Source organism: Rhodococcus sp. ARC_M12 (genome assembly GCF_022810385.1).
GTDB classification, from domain to species: Bacteria; Actinomycetota; Actinomycetes; order Mycobacteriales; family Mycobacteriaceae; genus Rhodococcoides; species Rhodococcoides navarretei.
Map to the genome: position 1 here is coordinate 1 of NZ_JALGQI010000021.1, position 18,836 is coordinate 18,836.

Consider the following 18,836-nt stretch of genomic DNA (forward strand, 5'->3'; position numbering starts at 1 on the left):
ACGGCACCGTCGTCCGGTTCGACGGTGCCAAGGAATTCGCGAACCTCCAGGTCGGATACGACCCCGCGCAGCGGTGGGTGCTCGTGTTCGCGGTCACGATGATGACCGGACTACTGGTGTCCCTGGTCATCACACGTCGCCGTGTCTGGTTCCGGGTCCACCCCGGCGAGCGCGGTCTCTCGCCAGTGGACATGGGTGGCCTGGCTCGCACCGATCACGCCGGCTGGGGACCGGAATTCCAGACCCTTCGGTTGAAGATCTGGCCGCACACGCAGAGCCCGTCCGAGAACCACGACAGAGAAACGGTGTAGCACCATGCCGATCGACGACACCCTCGCCCGGTGGAGCGACATCAGCTTCGAGACCGCCTTCGTGGTCTATCTCCTCGCCGCGATCGCATTCCTCGCACAGCTCGCAACGACCCGTAGCGCGGAACTGCACAATACGGAGCGACTTCGTGCTCGGATCATTGCTGCCACGTCGACGACGCCCGGACGCATTCCCGACGCACCCCGGCGAGTTCCATCCGAACGTTTCGGGCGTAGCGGACTCGGGCTGGTGATGGTGGCACTGACCCTGCATATCGGGTCGATCATCCTTCGCGGGATCGCCACCGGCAGGCCGCCGTGGGGCAACATGTACGAATTCGTCTCGGTCACCTGCGCAGCAGGTGTAGTCGCTGCACTGGTGGTGCTGCGCTCGACGCAGCTACGCACCCTGTGGTTGTTCGTTCTGGTGCCGACGTTGATCCTGCTGTTCGTCGCCGGCACCGTGCTGTACGCCGACGCAGCACCGGTGGTACCGGCACTGCAGTCGTACTGGCTGCCGGTGCACGTCTCCATCGTCTCGCTCGGCAGCGGGGTGTTCCTGATCTCCGGGGTTGCGAGCATACTGTTCCTGATCCGCATGAAGCATCCCGAGGACTCGGGCAGCCGCGTGAGCCGGATCGCAGCCCGCCTGCCCTCCGCGCAGACACTGGACATCGTGGCCTACAAGACCACGATCTTCGCCTTCCCGCTCTTCGGCGTCGGCGTCATCCTCGGCGCTATCTGGGCCGAAGCCGCGTGGGGCCGGTTCTGGGGCTGGGATCCGAAAGAAACGGTCTCCTTCATCACCTGGATCGTCTACGCCTCCTACCTGCACGCCCGCGCCACCAGCGGGTGGCGCAACACCCGCGCAGCATGGATCAACATCGCCGGATTCGTGGCGATGCTGTTCAATCTGTTCATCATCAACATGGTCGTCTCCGGCCTGCACTCCTACGCAGGCCTGAACTGATGACCGCTATCTGCCTCTCAGCGCGTCCGTACGGTCCTGCGGAATGGGCATCGGCGACATCGGTCCCGCCTCGACCCGGCCGGTGTTACCGGCCGGGTATCGCCCCGACCACGATCCTGGAGCAGCGATCACGATCCGGATCACCTGACCCCAGGATTCGCGCCGATCATGTTCTACCGCCGCAGCTTTCACCATCGCGGCGTGGTTGAGAGCATGCAATCACGGATAGTGCTGCGAGAGGATGTGTGTTCGTTCGAGGTGGTGCCAGCGCACCTCTGTTGTCGATGCCGCTGCTGCTGGGGTCATGTCGATCCCGTAGAGCCTGCATGCAGTCCGATCACCGCCCGCAGGTCTCTACCTTCCCTGACCGAGTTCGCTTCGCGCGGGAGTCGATGTGCAGCAGGTACATCCATCCGAGCACCCGGAGCTGCTGCCGTCGTCTGCTCCGATCGCCGAGGGTGACGGTGCGGTGGTGGCGGCCAGTAGGTTCCCAGATGCGAGAGGCGCAGCGTTCCTCGGCGTCGGGGCCGGAGCGCAGCAGGCATCCTCGAAGGCCGCTGCGGGTGCGATCGTGACATTGAGGGCACCGGATGCCGTAGGCGGTGGGACGAACCCGTCCAACGGTGTGGTGCGGGCGGCACGAATCGCATTGGCGATCACCAGGACTTCGGCGAGTTCGTGGACGAGCACCACAGTCGCCAAACCGAGGACGCCGGTGGCAGCCAGTGGGACGAGCACGCCGATGATCGCGATCGACAGGGCGATGTTCTGGACCATGATGCCGCGGGCATGCCGAGCGTGGGCCAGCACCTGCGGTAGATGCCGGAGGTCTTCCCCCATGAGGGCAACATCGGCGGTCTCGATGGCAACGTCGGTTCCCATTGCGCCCATGGCGATACCGACATCTGCGGTCGCCAAGGCGGGAGCGTCGTTGATGCCGTCGCCGACCATGGCAATCTTGCGTCCGGCCGCGATGTCGGCGAGCAGGGCCGCTTTGTCCTCGGGCAGTAGTTCGGCGTGGACGGCGGTGATACCCGCCTGGGTCGCCAGGGCCTGCGCAGTGAGTGCGTTGTCGCCGGTGAGCATCGCAGTGTCGATACCGAGCGCGGTGAGTTGGCGGACAGCCTCGGCGGCCTCGGGCCGCAGTTCGTCGCGGACGGCGATCGCAGCGATCAGGACTCCGGCGCGTTCGACGAGAACGACTGTGGCACCGCTGCTTTGGAGACGAGCGACGTCGGCGCGGAACTCCTCGGAGCTGGGGTGGGTGTCGAACCAGCTCGGTTTCCCGAGCCTGATCGCGGCTCCGTCGAGGGTGCCGGTCAGGCCGTGTCCGGCGATGGCAGTGACATCATCGGCTGCCGCGACGGTCGATACGGAAGCGAGGATGGCGCGGGCGAGTGGATGCTCGCTGCGCGCTTCGAGCGCAGCAGCAACGGCCAGCGCGGCGTCGCGGCCGATTCCCGCAGCGGTGACGACGTCGACGACCTCCGGTCGTCCTGCGGTGAGGGTGCCGGTCTTGTCCACGGCGACGACGCGGATGCGGCCCAGCTCTTCTACTGCTGCACCGCCTTTGATCAATGCCCCGTTGCGGCTCGCAGCCCCGATCGCCGCCACCACCGACAGCGGCACCGAGATGGCCAACGCGCACGGTGATGCCGCGACCAGGACCACCAGTGCGCGTTCGAGCCACAACATGGGGTCACCGAGCACCGCACCGACGCCGGCGACGAGGGCGGCGAGAATCATGATCGAAGGCACGAGGGGACGTGCGATCCGGTCCGCGAGCCGCTGGCCGGCCCCTTTGCGGTCCTGGGCCTGTTCGACGATGCGGACGATGCGCGCAAGCGAACTCTCCGATGCCGGCGCGGTGACGGTGATCTCGATGGCTCCGCCGCCGTTGATGGCACCGGCATGCACCTCGTCGCCGACACCGGCTTCGATGGGCACGGACTCGCCGGTGATCGCGGACACGTCCAGATTCGTCGAACCGCGTGCGATGGTGCCGTCCGTGGCAGCTCGCTCGCCCGGTCGCAGCACCATGGTGTCCCCGATCACGACATCGTCGGGGGGCAGGGCCTGCTCGGTTCCACCGCGCAGGACCGACACTGTCGGCGGCACCAAGGACAGAAGTGCGCGTAGTCCGCGGCGGGTCTTGGTGACCGCGTACTCCTCGAGTCCCTCGGCGACGGAAAACAGGATGCCGAGCATCGCGGCCTCGGGGATCTGGCCCAATGCGATGGCACCGAGGAGCGCGATCGTCATCAGCGTGCCGACACCGATGCGGCCGTGTCGCAGATTTCTCACCGTCGCGGGAACGAAGGTGACGGCCGCGATCGCGGCAGCGATCAGACCGCCGACGGTCGCGACCGCATCGGCACCCGTTCGACCGAGCAACCACGATGCGGCGAGGATGATCGCGGCTACCGATGCGAGTTGCAGCTCGCGGACCTGCCACAACCTCTGGGGTACGTCGGTCGGAGCCGGACCTGCCGTGCCCGTACCGTCGGCGGCCGGTTCGGTGGTCGGCGCAGCGGGGGTCGGTCCGCAGCACGCGTCAGCCATGATCGACCCCGGTGAGATCAGCGGTGGCCGAGGCGGTGGCCAGTGGCTCGGTCAGTATCGAGAGCAGTCGGGCGCCGCGATCGGTGAGCGAATACATGACCAACTTTCCCTCTCTGTTCGATGTGACGGCGTCCGCGGCTTTGAGTTTGCGGAGATGGTGGGAGACCAGCTTCTGGCTCTGTCCCACGATCCACGCAACATCGCAGCCGCACATCTGCCCGCCGGCGTTCAACGCGAGCGCGATGGTCAGTCGGGTGGGGTCACCGAAAGCTCGGGCAGCGTCGGCGACCGGTTCGATATCGCCGAGAGCAGGCAAGGCTGCGCGCACCCTCTCGGCGTGAGGGAGGTCCATACACAACAGATCGCACGAGTCCAAAGGTTCCAAGGCCATGGGCACAATCTAACAATCATGCGATCGTCAGGGAAGACCTTTCGGTCGACGTTCGTACGATTGTTAGTCTCACAACGGGTCGAAACGCCCATATCGGGCCCGTTGATCAGTCCGAACGAGTCGAGAAGGTAGTTGTATGAGCCGAGCGTTGAAGATTTCCCTGTCCCTGGTGGTCGTGTTCGCCGCCGCGTTGGCTGTATTTCTGGTGGTGGACCGATCGGGCACGCCGGATGCTGCCGCCGCCGAGCAGGCCGCCGCCGACCCTGCCTCGATCGCGGTGCGCGAGAACAGTCATCGGTTGAACTCGGTGCCCGACGGCCGGGTCACGTTCGTGGAGTTCCTCGACTTCGAGTGCGAGGCCTGCCGGTCTGTCTACCCAGCGATCGAACAATTGCGTGAGGAGTACGGCGACCGGGTGAGCTTCGTGGCCCGCTACTTTCCCATCGCCTCGCACTTCAATGCCGAACGCGCCGCACGCGCTGTCGAAGCCGCAGCACAGCAGGGCGGCTTCGAGGACATGTATCAGCGCATGTACGAGACGCAGGCGCAGTGGGGCGAACAGCAGGTTCCGCAGGACGAGTTGTTTCGGAGCTTCGCCGTCGAGCAAGGACTCGACATGAGCGCCTTCGATGCCGCTTACACCGACCCTGCGACGCTCGAACGCATCGAGGCCGACGTCGCCGACGGGATCGCGCTCGGCGTCCAGGGCACCCCGACGTTCTTCCTCAACGGCACCAAGATCGAACCCACCACCTACGGAGACCTCACCGATGCCCTCGACGCTGCACTCGGCTGACCGCGCAGCCGCTCTCACCCGACGCAGCGGACCGTTCGCCCGAAGCCTGCCCTGGCTGCTGCTGGTAGGAGGCGTGATCGGACTGGCCGCCGCGTTCGTACTCACGGTAGAGAAGTTCGCCCTTGCGCTCGATCCCGCCTACGCCCCGACCTGCAGTATCAATCCGGTACTCAACTGCGGATCGGTGATGGACACCCCGCAGGCGTCTGCGTTCGGATTTCCCAATTCCCTTCTCGGGATCGCGGGCTTCGCCGTCGTGGCGGCAGTGGGTGCCGCCCTGCTCGCCGGAGCCGTGTTCGCGCAGTGGTTCTGGAGTGCACTGCAGGTCGGTGTCACTGCTGCTGCGGTCTTCGTGCACTGGCTGATCGTGCAGAGCCTCTACGACATCGGCGCGCTGTGCCCGTACTGCATGGCGGTGTGGGCGGTCACCGTACCGATCTTCTGGTACGTCACGCTGCGCAACCTCGACCGCGGGGCTCCGAGTGCGGGCCGGCGGCAGTGGGCGGGAGTGTTGATGCGCAATCACTCGATTGCGCTGACCGTGTGGTTTCTCGTCCTCATCGCCCTGATCGCGCAGCGTTTCTGGTCGTACTGGTCCACGCTCCTATGATCCGCGACGTACCGTTCGCCCCTCTGCCGATCTCTCGAGAAAGAAGGTCACGGCGATGACGCGCGGCTGGTCGATCGTCATGCTCGTCGTTGTCGTTGCATCGATCGTCGCACTGTGGCCCCGCTCCGGTGGCGTCGAGGGCGGCCCATCCGACGTCATCGCCAACAATGTCGCGCCGGTCGGACCCGAACCCACACTGTCCCGCCCGCCGGATGACGCGGCACGAGCAACAGCGCTACCGCTGTGTCCGCAGCCGGTGCCACACGAAGGTGGGCCGCTGGCGGGAGTGATGGCGCGCTGCATCGGCAGTGCCGACGATGTCGATCTCGTCGACGTTCTCGGCAGCGAGGTGACGCTGATCAACCTGTGGGCATCCTGGTGCGGCCCGTGCCGCACCGAGATGCCCGTAGTCGATGCCTACGCCGCAGAACCCGACGCGATCCCAGTCATCGGAATCAACGTCGAGGACCGACCCGCGGACGCGGCCGCGCTGCTCACGCAACTGGGCATCCGCTATCCGAACTACATCGACGGCGGCAGCGTCCAGGACGCGCTCTCGGCACCGCCGGTCCTTCCCCTGAGTTTTCTCGTCCGCCCGGACGGAACGATCGAGCGCATCACCGACCCGACAGTGTTCGAGACGACAGACCAGATCCGCACTGCAATAAAGGACTTCACCTCATGACACGTTTCCTACCCGTGTGGGTCGGTACTCGACGACAAGGCGGCACGCCCACCGCGGCAATCGGATCGATTCTTGCCGTCGTACTACTGATCTCCGGATGCTCCGCTGGTGCCGACGCTGCACCGTCCGGCGGGAGCTTCGACTTCGTCGCGCCCGGTGGCCGAACCGACATCGTCTACGACCCTCCCGAAACACGCGGAACCATAGGCGAGCTCGCCGGCCCCGATCTGATGGAGGAGGGCAAGACGACCGCTCTGGCGGACTACGACGGAAAGGTCGTCGTGATCAATCTCTGGGGTCAATGGTGTGGCCCCTGCCGCGGCGAAGCCGACGACCTCGAAGAGGTCTACGAGGCCACCCGTGAGCGCGGTGTGCAGTTCCTCGGTATCAATGTCCGAGATCCGCAGAAGGACAAAGCGCAGGACTTCGTGGTCGACAACAACGTCACTTACCCTTCGATCTACGACCCCTCGATGCGGACGCTGATCGCCCTCGGCGGGAACTATCCGACCAGCGTCATTCCCTCGACGCTGGTACTCGATCGCCAGCACCGGGTGGCCGCGGTCTTCATGCGAGCCCTGCTCACCGAAGACCTGCTTCCCGTCGTCGAACGGATAGCCGCGGAATGACGACTCTTCTCGCCCAAGACATCGGGTCGACGTTCCAGAACGCGGCATCGAGTGGGCCCCTACTGCTGGCGATCGCGGCATGCATGCTCGCCGGGTTGGTCTCGTTCGCCTCACCGTGCGTGGTGCCGCTGGTGCCGGGATACCTGTCCTACCTGGCAGGCATCGCCGGCGCCGACGCCCAATCAGCCCGCGACGCCCAATCAGCCCGCGGCACCCAATCGGCCTGCGAGGCTCAGTCAGCCGATGCCCGGACACCCAGCACCGCGACCGCCGGTACGTCGTCGACGGGTCTCGTGAATCGCTGGCGTGTGGCCGGTGCAGCGTCGTTGTTCGTCGCCGGGTTCACCATCGTCTTCGTCCTCGCCACAGCCTCGGTCTTCGGAGTCATCGGCACCTTGCGCATCAACGAGCAAGTACTCCAACGCGTGGGCGGGGTCATCACGATCATCATGGGTGCGGCGTTCATCGGGTTGATACCCGCACTGCAACGCGACACCCGATTCGCACCCCGGCAGATCTCGTCCCTTGCAGGAGCGCCGCTGCTCGGTGGGGTGTTCGCGCTCGGCTGGACGCCGTGCCTGGGTCCGACCCTTGCCGGCGTGCTGTCCGTGGCGGCAGGCACCGAAGGTGCAACCGCAGCCCGCGGGGTCACTCTCATCGTCGCGTACTGCCTGGGACTCGGCCTACCGTTCGTCGTTCTTGCGTTCGGTTCGAGTTCGGCGATGCGCGGTGTGGGGTGGCTTCGGAGGAACTCTCAGAGGATCAAGGTGGCGGGCGGTGTCATCATGATCGCCGTCGGCATCGCACTGCTGACCGGGGTGTGGGGGTTGTTCATCGCCTGGATCCGCAACGAATTCGTCAGTGCAGTGATCCTGCCCATCTGATCGTGATGTCGCCGAACCGCCACGCCGCATTGCATTGTTCGGGAGGCCGAACTATATTTTCAGGGTTCTGACATATTGTTGGTGCCGGAGGGTGTGGTCATGTCTGTGCTGCAGCGCCGATCGTCTCGGCCGCCCTCGAGGTTTCGGTCTGGCCTCGTTCTGCTCGGTCCTGCTTTCGTCGCCGCGATCGCCTACGTCGACCCCGGCAATGTCGCCTCCAACGTCAGCGCCGGCGCGCAGTTCGGGTACCTGCTGGTCTGGGTGATCGTCGCCGCGAACGTGATGGCCGGCCTCGTGCAGTTCCTCTCCGCCAAACTCGGCATCGTCACCGGAATGACACTGCCCGAAGTGGTCCGCGAGAAGTCGAGCAAGAGTGTGCGACTGGCATATTGGGGGCAAGCAGAAGTGGTCGCCATGGCGACCGACCTCGCAGAGATCGTCGGCGGTGCGATCGCTCTTTACTTGCTCTTCGACCTGCCGCTCCTGATCGGCGGCCTCATCACCGGAGCCGTATCGATGATCTTGTTGCTGGTCCAGGATCGCCGGGGCCAGCGCCCGTTCGAGTTCGTGATTCTCGGTCTACTCGGTGTCATCGCCGTCGGATTTCTTGCCAGCGTCGTCGTGGAACCGCCATCGTTCACCGCCGCTGCCGCCGGGTTGATTCCGCGGTTCGACGGCGCGGAAAGCGTATTGATAGCCGCCGCTATGCTCGGTGCGACGATCATGCCGCACGCGGTCTATCTGCACTCCGGCCTTGCACGTGACCGGCACGGACACCCCGAGGCAGGGCCTGTCCGGCAGCGGTTGTTGCGGATCACCCGGATCGATGTCGGGTTGGCGATGCTGCTGGCCGGTGCAGTGAACATGTCGATGCTGCTGTTGGCGGCCTCGACGCTGGGAGGCCGAGAGGGCGTCGATTCCATCGAAGGAGCTCACACAGCAGTAGGAGACACTCTGGGGCCGGTGGTAGCGCTGCTGTTCGCGGTGGGCCTGCTGGCCTCGGGCCTGGCATCGACATCGGTCGGGGCATACGCCGGCGCGATGATCATGGACGGCCTACTACGTCAGCGCATTCCGATTCTGGTGCGACGACTGGTGACACTTGTTCCCGCACTGGCAATTCTGGCCGCGGGGGTCGACCCCAGTCGGGCACTGGTCGTCTCACAAGTCGTCCTGTCCTTCGGTATTCCGTTCGCGCTCATTCCCTTGGTGCGGTTCACCTCGGACCGCATCCTGATGGGCGGCGATGTCAATCACCGGATCACGGCATACGCGGCATGGCTCATCGCGGGAATCGTCGTCGCACTCAATGTCGCGTTGATCTATCTGACCGTCGCCTGACTGCGCGCGGGTGGACAAGTCCAGCATGCGCTTATTTCAGGACGATGACCACGCGTAGCGCGTCGACGGACGTCCGGGTCATCGAGTTTCTGCTCGAGGGTGCGGTCAGGGTGCGCCGTTGCCTGCCGTGGTGGGCTCGTGTTGGCTTTTTTCATCGGTATGGAAAGTGATCAGATTGCCGTCGGTGTCGACAGCTGCGAACTCCGTCGTTCCCCAGTCCGTCGAGACGGGACGACCCGCGTCTGCGGGATGGAGCACTCCCGCGCGGGACATCTCGGCGTAAAGGTCGTTGATCTCGTCCACGGCGATGCGGCAGCTGGCTGTGCCGGCAAGGAACGTCTCGGCTCCGCTGCATACCGGCCATGCCGCAGGGTCTGAACGGGTATTCCAGCTGTCGTCGTCGGCGGCCCACAAGTGGATCTCGACGTCGTCGCGGGTAAGTCTCGCGAAAGTCGGGTCGGTGTACCGGGTCGTGAAGCCGAACGCGCGGACGTATATCTCTACAGCGGTGTCGATGTCTCGTACCGGCAGCGCAGGTACCACTTTCGACATGCCCATAGGCAACACTAACGCCGACGAGCCGGAGTAGGAGCCGAACCCACATCAATTGCTGGCGCTCAGTGCATTCGACTTCTGACACAGTGAACGCGACTCCTGAAACTGACAGGATCGATATCGAGACTCAATCGTGATGTGTCTCAGAAACCTGTCTCAAGCTCTGACGCGCCGCCTGTGCCTTGTCGGCCGTTTCTGAGACAGTCATCCTCGTGAGCGCCGTTTTGGGATACATGAGGGTCTCGACCACCGATCAGTCGCTGGATCTACAGAGAGACGCACTGACAGCCGCCGGCTGCTTCCGCATCTGGGAAGAGGTCGCATCCGGAGCAGACAAAGACCGACCTCAGTTGCAGCTGCTCCTCGAGAGCGTGCGCGCCGGCGACGTCGTCGCAGTATGGCGACTCGATCGACTCGGCCGCTCACTGAGCCACCTCATCGAAACCGTCAACCTCATCGAAACCAAAGGTGCAACACTGCGCAGCATCACCGAAGGCATCGACACCTCGACAGTCGGAGGACGCCTGACCTACAACATCTTCGGCTCCCTCGCCGAATTCGAACGAGACCTCGTCAAAGAACGCACCATGGCCGGCCTCGCAGCCGCACGAGCCCGCGGCCGCATCGGTGGCCAACCAGCCAAGATCGACGCCGACAAAGCTCGTCACATCCGCAGAATGCTCGACGACGGCACACCCAAAACCGAAATCGCATCAGTACTCGGAATCGGCCGCGCCACCCTCTACCGGCACCTCAGTTCGCCTGCGGGTTAAGCGATTAGCTCCCATCACGGTGTACGTCCGGCCCCGGGTTCCTTTGGCGAGACACTTCCACCGGGTACACCAAAACGGCGACAGGAGGGGTCGCACGTCCTCTGTCTCTGCCAAGGAAAATTGGCGGCTCGCAAGGTCAGGACCGGAACAAATTTCCGTACAGCTGTGCAATGGATTCGAAGACTTCTACGGGATCCACATAATTGTTCTTGTCTCGTAACGCGTCTTCGAGGGCATCTTCGTTCACGATGTTGTCGGGGACCAGCACGTGCCACTTGTAACCCCGCGGTTGTGGACGAACTCCTGCCGAGGCCAAGTATGCATTGATGTCCTCGTTCTGTGCACGCAAATCTTCTTCAGTGAAGGCCTCGAACCAAACTTCCTGCGGGTCACCGGTTGCCTGGTGACCGCGTGACACTTTCACGGGCGGATGCAGCGCCGCTGGATACGACGTCCGAAAGCATCGGCCCGGACCCGCAGCCCAGGCAGTCAACGCCCCATGACCGTTGGCGACGAGCGGTACGTATCGACCCGTGGGCAGACCTTCAGGTATTTCACCCTCGTCATCCGCGACCGGGTAATCGCCCCAGTATTGAGCCATACCGTCTCCTTTAGGCTGAAACGAACTCTGGCCTCGGCCGCCGAAGCGCCGAGGCCAGAGGCGACGATCAAGATGCTAACCGATCTGGAACGACCCGATGGGGTCCCCGGTCTGTGACAGCAGGGGAATCGTCCGGGGAGCTGGCGTCGCGGCAGCGTCGACTACCGAACCAACCAAATCGTCCGACCTGACGTACCCCAGCTCACCATCGGTACCGATGGCGCTGACCAGGTCAGGGAGTTCAGCATCTGCCTGCGCGGCCTCGCCGGTTCCGTAGCTCTCACCGTCCGGATTTGTTCCTTGTGCGCGCGCAGCGTCGCCGTCTGCGCGAGGTGCAGCCAGGGCAGCGGGGGCAGGGTACTGGAGGGGGTCGGACGGGAAGGTGACGTACTCCGACATGTTTCCACCGGACGGCCACACCGCCACGAATCCATGACTGTTGTAGAAGCCGGGTCCGCAGTCTCGAGTGGACGTAGCGGTCTGAGAACTCGTGTTGAACAGGTTGAACTGGTAGTCCGTCGCCGAGCACAACGCACCCTCCCGGAAGAGGCGGGCTTTGGAGCCGATAACACCCTGCGGCACAGTGCTTCCGAAGGCCGTGTAAACACGCGTCGACGCTTTGGGAACTCCGGCGTTGTTCCTGACTTGTCATTGGTCGACATATTCGAGCGCGAACGGAATCAATGCAGAATGCACCGAATGCGTTCTCTACCAACAGGTCTGCAGCAATCCGCCTCGGTTGCAGACCGGCCGGTTTTACCTACCCTAGCGGCAAAGTTGCCGATTACGCTAGCGCAAGTAATGAAACGGTCAAAAGTATTGAATCGAGTCGAATCATAGACGGTATGGAGGTCTTGGCTGGGGCCCCTCCGCATGTAAGCGTGGGTTGCCGACAGGAGTGGGTCCTGGCCGGTAGAGCCACAGATGTGGGAGGCCCCAGTGAAGAATCATCGTACGAGTGTTGGTTTGGATGTGCACGCACGATCGGTGGTGGCGTGCGGTTTGGATGGCGAGACGGGCGAGTTGTTCGAGCGTCGCATGTCGCCTGATCACAAAGAAATCCTGGAGTGGATTCGTTCGCTGCCAGGACTGGTGCATGTCGTCTACGAGGCGGGCCCGACCGGTTTCGGTCTGGCCCGTTTTCTGTTGGCCGCCGGTGTCGATTGTGTGGTGGCGGCACCGTCGAAAATTCAGCGTCCCCCTGGTGACCGCATCAAGACCGATGCCCGTGATGCCCGGCATTTGGCTCGGTTGCTTCATTTGAGTTCTATTGTGCCGGTTCTGATTCCGAGTACCGAGCAGGAGTCCGCTCGTGATCTGGTGCGAGCAAGGGAGGACTGCCGCGGCGATCTGGTGTCCGCACAGCATCGCCTGACACATGTGCTGCTGCGTCAAGGGATCATCTACAGCGGCGGCAAACCCTGGACCGCAGCCCACGATCTGTGGTTACGTCGCCAGCGGTTCGATTCACGTGCACTGCAGATCACCTACGACACCGCCTACGAGACCGTCATCGCCACCACCGAACGCCGGAATCGTCTCGATACCGCCATCGCGGACATGGCTGCGCATTCGTCGTTCACTCCGGTGGTGACCCGGCTGGGGTGCCTTCGTGGGGTGGCGACGTTGACAGCGTTCGGTTTGGCGACGGAGATCGGTGAGTGGGACCGGTTGACCGGCCGCTCGATCGGTGCGTTCGTCGGGTTGATCCCGACCGAGCATTCTTCCGGTGAATCCCGGTCGCAGGGCGGTGTCAGCAAAACCGGCAATGCTCACGTACGCCGACTGCTGGTCGAGGCTGCCTGGCATCATCGCAAGCCGTATCGGCCGGGGCGTGAACTGGTGGCACGGTGGAAGGCGTCGACTCCCAAAGCCAAAGCGCGAGGACATCAAGCGAACCGGCGGCTGCACGCACGGTGGGAACATTTCGACGAACGCGGTAAACGTGCGGTGGTCGCCAATGCCGGGATCGCACGAGAGCTGGCCGGCTGGTGCTGGTCGTTGGCCACGCTCGAGGAATGACTGAAGCTCCGACGCCGAAGTAGCGATCTGCGTCGGGATAGATGTCCGGAATGAACGGTCGACGACGATGTGGGATGTGGCCGAGCGTCTGGGAGTGACCCGCTAGCCGCCTATGAGCAATCCTCAACTGCGCGTTGGGATCACGCTCGACTCATAGACTTGCGATCCACTCCAGCCGAAACAGTCCGTCCTGCGGTAACCAACCCGCGTATATGAGAGTTGACGACGCGTCGAACACTACGACACGCTCACCTCCCACTCGCATCGATCACCATCCCGGCAACAGGAAGCGGTGGCACACACGACGGTGCGTGCCACCGCTTCACCATGCCGTCGTTGACAGGCCGACCTCCATATGAGGCGACTACCGCACACAACTGCACACGGCCCATCAACTACTATGTTGCATAGTAATTGAGATGCAATCGTCGAAAGGGTGTGGCGGTGTGACAGCTGATCAAACCCCGGCGCTCACATCGCAGGGACGGTTACGCAGAGCAATCGCTGCGGTGCGCAACAGGTGGCGGCAACTGACCTCGATGCGAACGGCACTGGTGCTGCTGTTTTTGCTCGCTATCGCAGCAATCCCAGGCGCCCTGCTGCCACAGCGCAATCTCAACACCCAGGCGGTTGATTCCTACATCGCAGCGCGCCCGGCTCTCGGGGCCGTCATGGACACGCTGGAATTGTTCGACGTATTCGGAAGCTTCTGGTTCACCGCCATCTACGTCCTACTGTTTGTGTCGTTGATCGGCTGCCTGACTCCCCGAATGATCGAACACGGTAAAGCCCTTCGCGCACAGCCAGTTCGCGTACCCCGAAACCTTTCGCGACTACCGCTTCATCATTCGGGCGCTCTCGCCGGTAGCCCGAAAACCGTCATCGACGACATCGCGCCCCACTTGAGAGGGTGGCGTACTGCCGTTAGGCCCGAGCCCGATGGGGCGCTCACCCTCTCCGCCGAGAAGGGCTATACCCGCGAAGCGGGAAACCTACTTTTTCATTTCTCGCTGATCGGTCTGCTCGCGGCCATCGCCATCGGCAAGCTCTTCGGTTACGAAGGATCGGTCATCGTCATCGCCGACAACGGGCCCGGTTTCTGCAACACCTCGCCCGCCATCTACGACTCCTTCCGGGCCGGCAACAGCACCGACGGAACCGGGCTGGAGCCGTTCTGCATCAGAGTCAAGGACTTCAACGCCGACTACCTTGAGAACGGCCAGGCAGAGATGTTCACCTCGAACATCTCCTACCAGTCCGCCGACGACATCGCCGCAGACACCTGGCGCGACTATCAACTCAAAGTCAACGAACCCCTCCGGCTCGGAGATGAACGCATCTACCTCACCGGCCACGGATACGCCCCGGAATTCACCGTGACCTTCCCCGACGGTCAGAGTCGAACCGAGGCCCTGCAGTTCCGGCCCGACGACGCCACCACGTTCCTGAGTAGCGGGGCGTTGCGTTTCGATCCACCCGGCGGGACCTATGCCACCGCCGATGAGCGACGCCGCGGCCAGATCGCCATCGAAGGCCTCTTCGCTCCCACTGCGCAATTCAACGGAACCCTGCTCTCCTCCCGCTTCCCGGACTTGGTCGATCCTGCTGTGGCAGTGGATATCTACAAAGGAGATACCGGCCTCGACACCGGCATACCCCAGTCGATCTTCTCCCTGGACCAGGAGATGATCAACCAGGGCCGACTTGTCAAGCAGGATCGGGTGAACCTGCGTCCCGGTGAATCGACGACCCTCACCGACGGCACCAACATTCGATTCAACGGCGCCAAGGAGTTCGCCAACCTGCAGGTCGGATACGACCCCGCACAGTTGTGGGTGCTCGTGTTCGCGATCACGATGATGACCGGACTGTTGGTCTCGCTGGTGATCAAGCGACGTCGAGTCTGGTTCCGTGTACTCCCGGCCGAAACAGGCCGATCGAGCGTGGAGATGGGCGGGCTCGCCCGTACCGATCACGCCGGATGGGGACCCGAATTCGAGACCCTCCGCACCGAAATCTGGACGCCGCGGACAAAGAACCACTCCGAGACCCTCGATACAGAAACGGTGTAGCGCCATGCCGATCGACGACAACCTCGCCCGCTGGAGCGACATCAGTTTCGAGACCGCCTTCGTGGTCTACCTTCTCGCCGCGATCCTGTTCATCGCACAACTCGCAACGACACGAACAGCGACTCTGAGCCGGGCCTCGAGTCTGCATCCGCAACTGATCGCAGCGACATCATCGACACCGGGATACGTGCCGGTCCCCGAGCGAAGAGCCCCGTCCGAACGCCTGGGCCGCACGGGACTCGCCCTGGTAATGCTCGCACTCACTTTGCATATCGGGTCGATCGTCCTGCGCGGGATCGCCACTGGCCGCCCGCCGTGGGGAAACATGTACGAATTCGTCTCCGTCACATGCGCGGCCGGCATACTTGCCGGACTGATCGTGCTGCGCTCGGAGCAACTGCGCACACTATGGTTGTTCGTCCTCGTGCCGACCTTGATCCTGCTCTTCATTGCCGGAACTGTGCTCTATGCCAACGCGGCGCCCGTCGTACCAGCCTTGCAGTCGTATTGGCTCCCCGTGCACGTCTCCGTCGTCTCGCTCGGCAGCGGGGTGTTCCTGATCTCCGGTGCAGCCAGCACATTGTTCCTGATCCGGATCCGATATCCCAACAACAACGCCGTCCCCGACAGCAGAGTGGGCCGGATCGTCGCTCGTCTCCCCTCGGCGCACTCGCTCGACGTGCTGGCGTACAAGACCACCATCTTCGCGTTTCCCCTGTTCGGAATCGGTGTCATCCTCGGCGCGATCTGGGCCGAGGCCGCGTGGGGTCGGTTCTGGGGCTGGGACCCGAAAGAGACGGTCTCATTCATCGCGTGGATCATCTACGCCGCGTACCTGCACGCCCGGGCCACCAGCGGGTGGCGTGACACCCGGGCCGCGTGGATCAACATCGCCGGATTCGTGGCCATGCTGTTCAACCTGTTCATCATCAACATGGTGGTCTCCGGACTGCATTCGTACGCGGGTTTGAACTGATGTCGCCTGCTAGCCGCCGCCCTGTGCTTCGGCGAGGTCATGCGGCACCGGTCGCGTCAATCCCGCGTCGACCCGGCCGGTGTTGCCGACCGGGTATCGACCGGACCAGGATCCAGGAGCCACGACCACGATCCGAATCAACTGACTGCCTCGTGTCCGTAGTGCATTCCGGAGAGGGAAGTCACAGTGCCCCGAGCTTCGTCACCGGCCAAGACTGGGGCATCGACCGCGTCACCGATCCCACGATGTTCGAGACATCGGCGCAGATCCGTACTGCAGCAAAGGCGTCGACTTCATGAGACTCGGCCGCCCTACGGGGGCTCGCACACGCGAACAGAGCAGTCTGCCCGCCACGGCAACGGCATCCATCCTTGCCGTTGTACTCCTGGTCTCCGGATGTTCCGCAGGCGCCGACGCCGTGCCCTCCGGAGGTAGCTTCGATTTCGTTGCACCCGGTGGTCAAACCGACATCGTCTACGATCCCCCCGAAACGCGCGGAACCATCGGTGAACTCGCCGGACCCGATCTGATGGAGGAAGGTAAGAACACCGCTCTGTCGGACTATGACGGCGAGGTGGTCGTGATCAATCTCTGGGGTCAGTGGTGCGGCCCCTGCCGCGGCGAAGCCGACGACCTCGAAGAGGTCTACGAAGCAACCCGCGAGCGCGGTGTGCAGTTCCTCGGTATCAATGTTCGAGATCCGCAGAAGGACAAAGCGCAGGACTTCGTTGTCGACAACAATGTCTCCTACGCCTCGATCTACGACCCCTCGATGCGGACGCTGATCGCCCTCGGCGGGAACTACCCGACCAGCGTGATTCCCTCGACGCTGGTACTCGATCGAGAGCACCGGGTGGCGGCAGTGTTCATGCGTGCCCTCCTCGCCGAAGACCTGCTCCCTGTCGTCGAACGGATAGCAGACGAATGACTGTTCTTCTTGCCCAAGGCGGCGTTGGCTCGACGTTCCAAAATCTGGCATCGAGCGGACCTCTGGTACTGGCGATCGCCGCATGTATGCTCGCCGGGCTGGTCTCGTTCGCGTCACCGTGCGTGGTGCCCCTGGTGCCGGGCTACCTGTCGTACCTGGCGGGCATCGCAGGTGCCGACGTGCCGTCGCTCGCCGCCGCCTCGACTGGTGAAGCACCGCCGAAGCTGGCAAGCCGCTGGCGCGTGGCAGGTGCAGCGGGGTTGTTCGTCGCCGGCTTCACCATCGTCTTCGTCCTCGCCACCGCCTCGATTTTCGGGGTCATCGGCACCCTGCGCATCAACGAACAGGTGCTTCAGCAGGTCGGCGGTGCCATCACGATCATCATGGGCTTGACGTTCATCGGGTTCATTCCCGCATTCCAACGCGACACTCGATTCGCGCCGCAAACCATCTCGTCTCTTGCTGGAGCGCCGCTGCTCGGTGGCGTGTTCGCGCTCGGCTGGACGCCGTGCCTTGGCCCCACGCTCGCCGGGGTGTTGTCCGTTGCCGCTGGCACTGAAGGCGCAACCGCAGCGCGCGGCGTCACTCTCATCGTCGCCTACTGTCTGGGACTCGGTCTACCGTTCGTGGTCCTCGCGTTCGGCTCGAGTTCGGCGATGCGCGGTGTCGGCTGGCTACGGCGGAACTCGCAGAGAATCAAAGTGGCAGGCGGAGTGATCATGATCGCCGTCGGTGTCGCCCTGCTGACGGGGGTGTGGGGTCTGTTCATTGCCTGGATACGCAATGAATTCGTCAGTTCGGTTGTATTACCCATCTGAGAAGGAAACCGAGCAGCCGCACGTGCAAGACCACGCCTCCCCAACTGCCAGTGCCGGTGGTATCGAACCCACTCTCTGTCGACGGCGCGCCCCCGCCGGGCCGCGACGACCCGATCCGAGAGCCGCCCCCTGTCCCTACCGCGGATCTGCGTGTCCCAAGGACCCCGCAGGCGGGTGCATCAGCAGGGGAGGGCATGTTTCCGGGGCCGTGTTGATCGGTGTGGCAGCTAAAAGGGCCAGGTCCTTCGAAACCGAAGGGCGGGGCTCGGTATTAGCCGAGCCCCGCCCTACGGTTGATAGTTCCCAGAATTGAGAGTTACTGGGCGAGCAAACTTTCCATTGTGGAGATTTCGCTCTGCTGCGCATCGATGATTGTGGAGGCAAGCTCCTTGGCATCAGCATTGGAGCCGTCGGCCAACTCGATCTGAGCCATCTCGATTGCCCCCTTGTGGTGCTCGATCATCATGGTGAGCCACATGGAGTCGAACTCCGCTCCGTTAGCGGCCGACAACATGTCCATGTCTTCCTGGCTCATCATGCCGGTCATGCCACCGCTCCCCATGTCCATACCGCCCATGTCCATTCCGCCCATGTCCATTCCGCCCATGTCGGCGGACGCTGCGGGCTGTCCCCATGCGGTGAGCAGGGCATTCATCTGCTCCATCTCCGGTGCTTGAGCTGCTTCGATGGCCTGGGCCAGCTCGATGACCTGAGCATTCTCGGTTCGGCCGTCGACAAGTGAAGCCATCTCCACCGCTTGTGCATGGTGGGGGTACATCCCTTCGACGAACGTGACATCGGCATCGTTGAATTCGGCCGATGCTTCGGCGGAATTCTCGGAGGACGACGAGGCCGGTGTATCGCTGCTCGACATGCCGGGCATGTTCATTTCGCCGTCGTTACTGCTGCAGCCAG

21 protein-coding genes and 1 pseudogene are annotated in these 18,836 nt (G+C 63.5%); 14 read left to right on the forward strand and 8 right to left on the reverse strand.

Annotation, left to right across the window (positions count from 1 at the left end; genetic code table 11):
* On the forward strand, positions 1 to 311 hold a 311-nt coding region (locus MTX35_RS22715; protein WP_243597143.1), incomplete at its 5' end, for a cytochrome c biogenesis protein ResB.
* A 4-nt stretch (positions 312 to 315) separates the two neighbouring features.
* The gene (gene ccsB, locus MTX35_RS22720) at positions 316 to 1,278 is read left to right on the forward strand and encodes a c-type cytochrome biogenesis protein CcsB (RefSeq protein ID WP_032373342.1); all 963 of its coding nucleotides are present in this window, start codon (positions 316 to 318) and stop codon (positions 1,276 to 1,278) included.
* Between the two features lie 6 nt (positions 1,279 to 1,284).
* Here the strand turns inward: ccsB (MTX35_RS22720) and MTX35_RS22725 are convergent.
* The 3 genes and pseudogenes from MTX35_RS22725 to MTX35_RS22735 all read right to left on the reverse strand — a co-directional run bounded on the left by MTX35_RS22725 (position 1,285) and on the right by MTX35_RS22735 (position 4,231).
* Positions 1,285 to 1,584 (reverse strand): annotated as a pseudogene (locus MTX35_RS22725) (DUF3703 domain-containing protein).
* A 48-nt stretch (positions 1,585 to 1,632) separates the two neighbouring features.
* Positions 1,633 to 3,840: a cation-translocating P-type ATPase gene (locus tag MTX35_RS22730; RefSeq protein WP_032373341.1), complete on the reverse strand. Its 2,208-nt coding sequence runs from the start codon at positions 3,838 to 3,840 to the stop codon at positions 1,633 to 1,635.
* Entirely contained in the window at positions 3,833 to 4,231 is a 399-nt protein-coding gene (locus MTX35_RS22735; protein WP_032373340.1) for a metalloregulator ArsR/SmtB family transcription factor, read from the reverse strand. Before MTX35_RS22735 ends, MTX35_RS22730 begins: the two co-directional genes overlap by 8 nt.
* Positions 4,232 to 4,367: 136 nt before the next feature.
* Between MTX35_RS22735 and MTX35_RS22740 the strand changes: the two genes are divergently transcribed.
* The 6 genes from MTX35_RS22740 (at position 4,368) to MTX35_RS22765 (ending at position 9,176) form a co-directional block, all read left to right on the forward strand.
* Positions 4,368 to 5,027 (forward strand): thioredoxin, encoded by a 660-nt coding sequence (locus MTX35_RS22740; RefSeq protein ID WP_008720127.1) that lies wholly within the window; start codon positions 4,368 to 4,370, stop codon positions 5,025 to 5,027.
* Entirely contained in the window at positions 5,002 to 5,637 is a 636-nt protein-coding gene (locus tag MTX35_RS22745; protein WP_008720128.1) for a vitamin K epoxide reductase family protein, read from the forward strand. Before MTX35_RS22740 ends, MTX35_RS22745 begins: the two co-directional genes overlap by 26 nt.
* Before the next feature lie 55 nt (positions 5,638 to 5,692).
* On the forward strand, positions 5,693 to 6,322 hold the full coding sequence (locus tag MTX35_RS22750; protein WP_008720130.1) for a TlpA disulfide reductase family protein: 630 nt from the start codon (positions 5,693 to 5,695) through the stop codon (positions 6,320 to 6,322).
* Complete coding sequence (locus MTX35_RS22755) at positions 6,319 to 6,951, forward strand: TlpA disulfide reductase family protein (RefSeq protein WP_080733221.1); 633 nt, start codon at positions 6,319 to 6,321, stop codon at positions 6,949 to 6,951. Before MTX35_RS22750 ends, MTX35_RS22755 begins: the two co-directional genes overlap by 4 nt.
* Positions 6,948 to 7,835, forward strand: a complete 888-nt coding sequence (locus MTX35_RS22760; protein WP_032373339.1) for a cytochrome c biogenesis CcdA family protein — start codon at positions 6,948 to 6,950, stop codon at positions 7,833 to 7,835. Before MTX35_RS22755 ends, MTX35_RS22760 begins: the two co-directional genes overlap by 4 nt.
* A 99-nt stretch (positions 7,836 to 7,934) precedes the next feature.
* A complete protein-coding gene (locus MTX35_RS22765) occupies positions 7,935 to 9,176 on the forward strand; it encodes an Nramp family divalent metal transporter (RefSeq protein WP_008720147.1) in 1,242 nt (413 codons plus the stop codon).
* Positions 9,177 to 9,281: 105 nt separating this feature from the next.
* Here the strand turns inward: MTX35_RS22765 and MTX35_RS22770 are convergent, their stop codons facing one another.
* Positions 9,282 to 9,728, reverse strand: a complete 447-nt coding sequence (locus MTX35_RS22770) for a VOC family protein (RefSeq protein WP_197077431.1) — start codon at positions 9,726 to 9,728, stop codon at positions 9,282 to 9,284.
* 215 nt (positions 9,729 to 9,943) lie between these two features.
* Between MTX35_RS22770 and MTX35_RS22775 the strand changes: the two genes are divergently transcribed.
* The gene (locus MTX35_RS22775; RefSeq protein ID WP_094642704.1) at positions 9,944 to 10,504 is read left to right on the forward strand and encodes a recombinase family protein; all 561 of its coding nucleotides are present in this window, start codon (positions 9,944 to 9,946) and stop codon (positions 10,502 to 10,504) included.
* 136 nt (positions 10,505 to 10,640) lie between these two features.
* Here the strand turns inward: MTX35_RS22775 and MTX35_RS22780 are convergent, their stop codons facing one another.
* Both MTX35_RS22780 and MTX35_RS22785 read right to left on the reverse strand, forming a co-directional pair.
* Positions 10,641 to 11,105, reverse strand: a complete 465-nt coding sequence (locus MTX35_RS22780) for a DUF5956 family protein (protein ID WP_032373337.1) — start codon at positions 11,103 to 11,105, stop codon at positions 10,641 to 10,643.
* Between the two features lie 75 nt (positions 11,106 to 11,180).
* Positions 11,181 to 11,687: a hypothetical protein gene (locus MTX35_RS22785; RefSeq protein ID WP_032373336.1), complete on the reverse strand. Its 507-nt coding sequence runs from the start codon at positions 11,685 to 11,687 to the stop codon at positions 11,181 to 11,183.
* 342 nt (positions 11,688 to 12,029) lie between these two features.
* Between MTX35_RS22785 and MTX35_RS22790 the strand changes: the two genes are divergently transcribed.
* The 3 genes from MTX35_RS22790 (at position 12,030) to ccsB (MTX35_RS22800) (ending at position 16,175) form a co-directional block, all read left to right on the forward strand.
* Complete coding sequence (locus MTX35_RS22790; RefSeq protein ID WP_032375655.1) at positions 12,030 to 13,127, forward strand: IS110 family transposase; 1,098 nt, start codon at positions 12,030 to 12,032, stop codon at positions 13,125 to 13,127.
* A 419-nt stretch (positions 13,128 to 13,546) separates the two neighbouring features.
* Positions 13,547 to 15,199 (forward strand): cytochrome c biogenesis protein ResB, encoded by a 1,653-nt coding sequence (locus MTX35_RS22795; protein WP_052061714.1) that lies wholly within the window; start codon positions 13,547 to 13,549, stop codon positions 15,197 to 15,199.
* 4 nt (positions 15,200 to 15,203) lie between these two features.
* On the forward strand, positions 15,204 to 16,175 hold the full coding sequence (gene ccsB / locus MTX35_RS22800) for a c-type cytochrome biogenesis protein CcsB (RefSeq protein ID WP_032375699.1): 972 nt from the start codon (positions 15,204 to 15,206) through the stop codon (positions 16,173 to 16,175).
* Between the two features lie 9 nt (positions 16,176 to 16,184).
* On the opposite strand, the gene MTX35_RS22805 is transcribed toward ccsB (MTX35_RS22800), so the two are convergent.
* Entirely contained in the window at positions 16,185 to 16,316 is a 132-nt protein-coding gene (locus MTX35_RS22805) for a DUF3703 domain-containing protein (RefSeq protein ID WP_080733457.1), read from the reverse strand.
* Positions 16,317 to 16,470: 154 nt separating this feature from the next.
* Here MTX35_RS22805 and MTX35_RS22810 point away from each other — a divergent pair, with 154 nt between their 5' ends.
* Positions 16,471 to 17,103 carry a TlpA disulfide reductase family protein gene (locus MTX35_RS22810; RefSeq protein ID WP_080736598.1) on the forward strand — a complete coding sequence of 211 codons (633 nt, stop codon included), beginning with the start codon at positions 16,471 to 16,473 and terminating at the stop codon, positions 17,101 to 17,103.
* Complete coding sequence (locus MTX35_RS22815) at positions 17,100 to 17,921, forward strand: cytochrome c biogenesis CcdA family protein (RefSeq protein WP_032375700.1); 822 nt, start codon at positions 17,100 to 17,102, stop codon at positions 17,919 to 17,921. The genes MTX35_RS22810 and MTX35_RS22815 overlap by 4 nt, the downstream gene beginning before the upstream one ends.
* 316 nt (positions 17,922 to 18,237) lie before the next feature.
* On the opposite strand, the gene MTX35_RS22820 is transcribed toward MTX35_RS22815, so the two are convergent.
* Positions 18,238 to 18,810: a DUF305 domain-containing protein gene (locus MTX35_RS22820; RefSeq protein WP_306303528.1), complete on the reverse strand. Its 573-nt coding sequence runs from the start codon at positions 18,808 to 18,810 to the stop codon at positions 18,238 to 18,240.
* Positions 18,811 to 18,836: the final 26 nt, after the last annotated feature.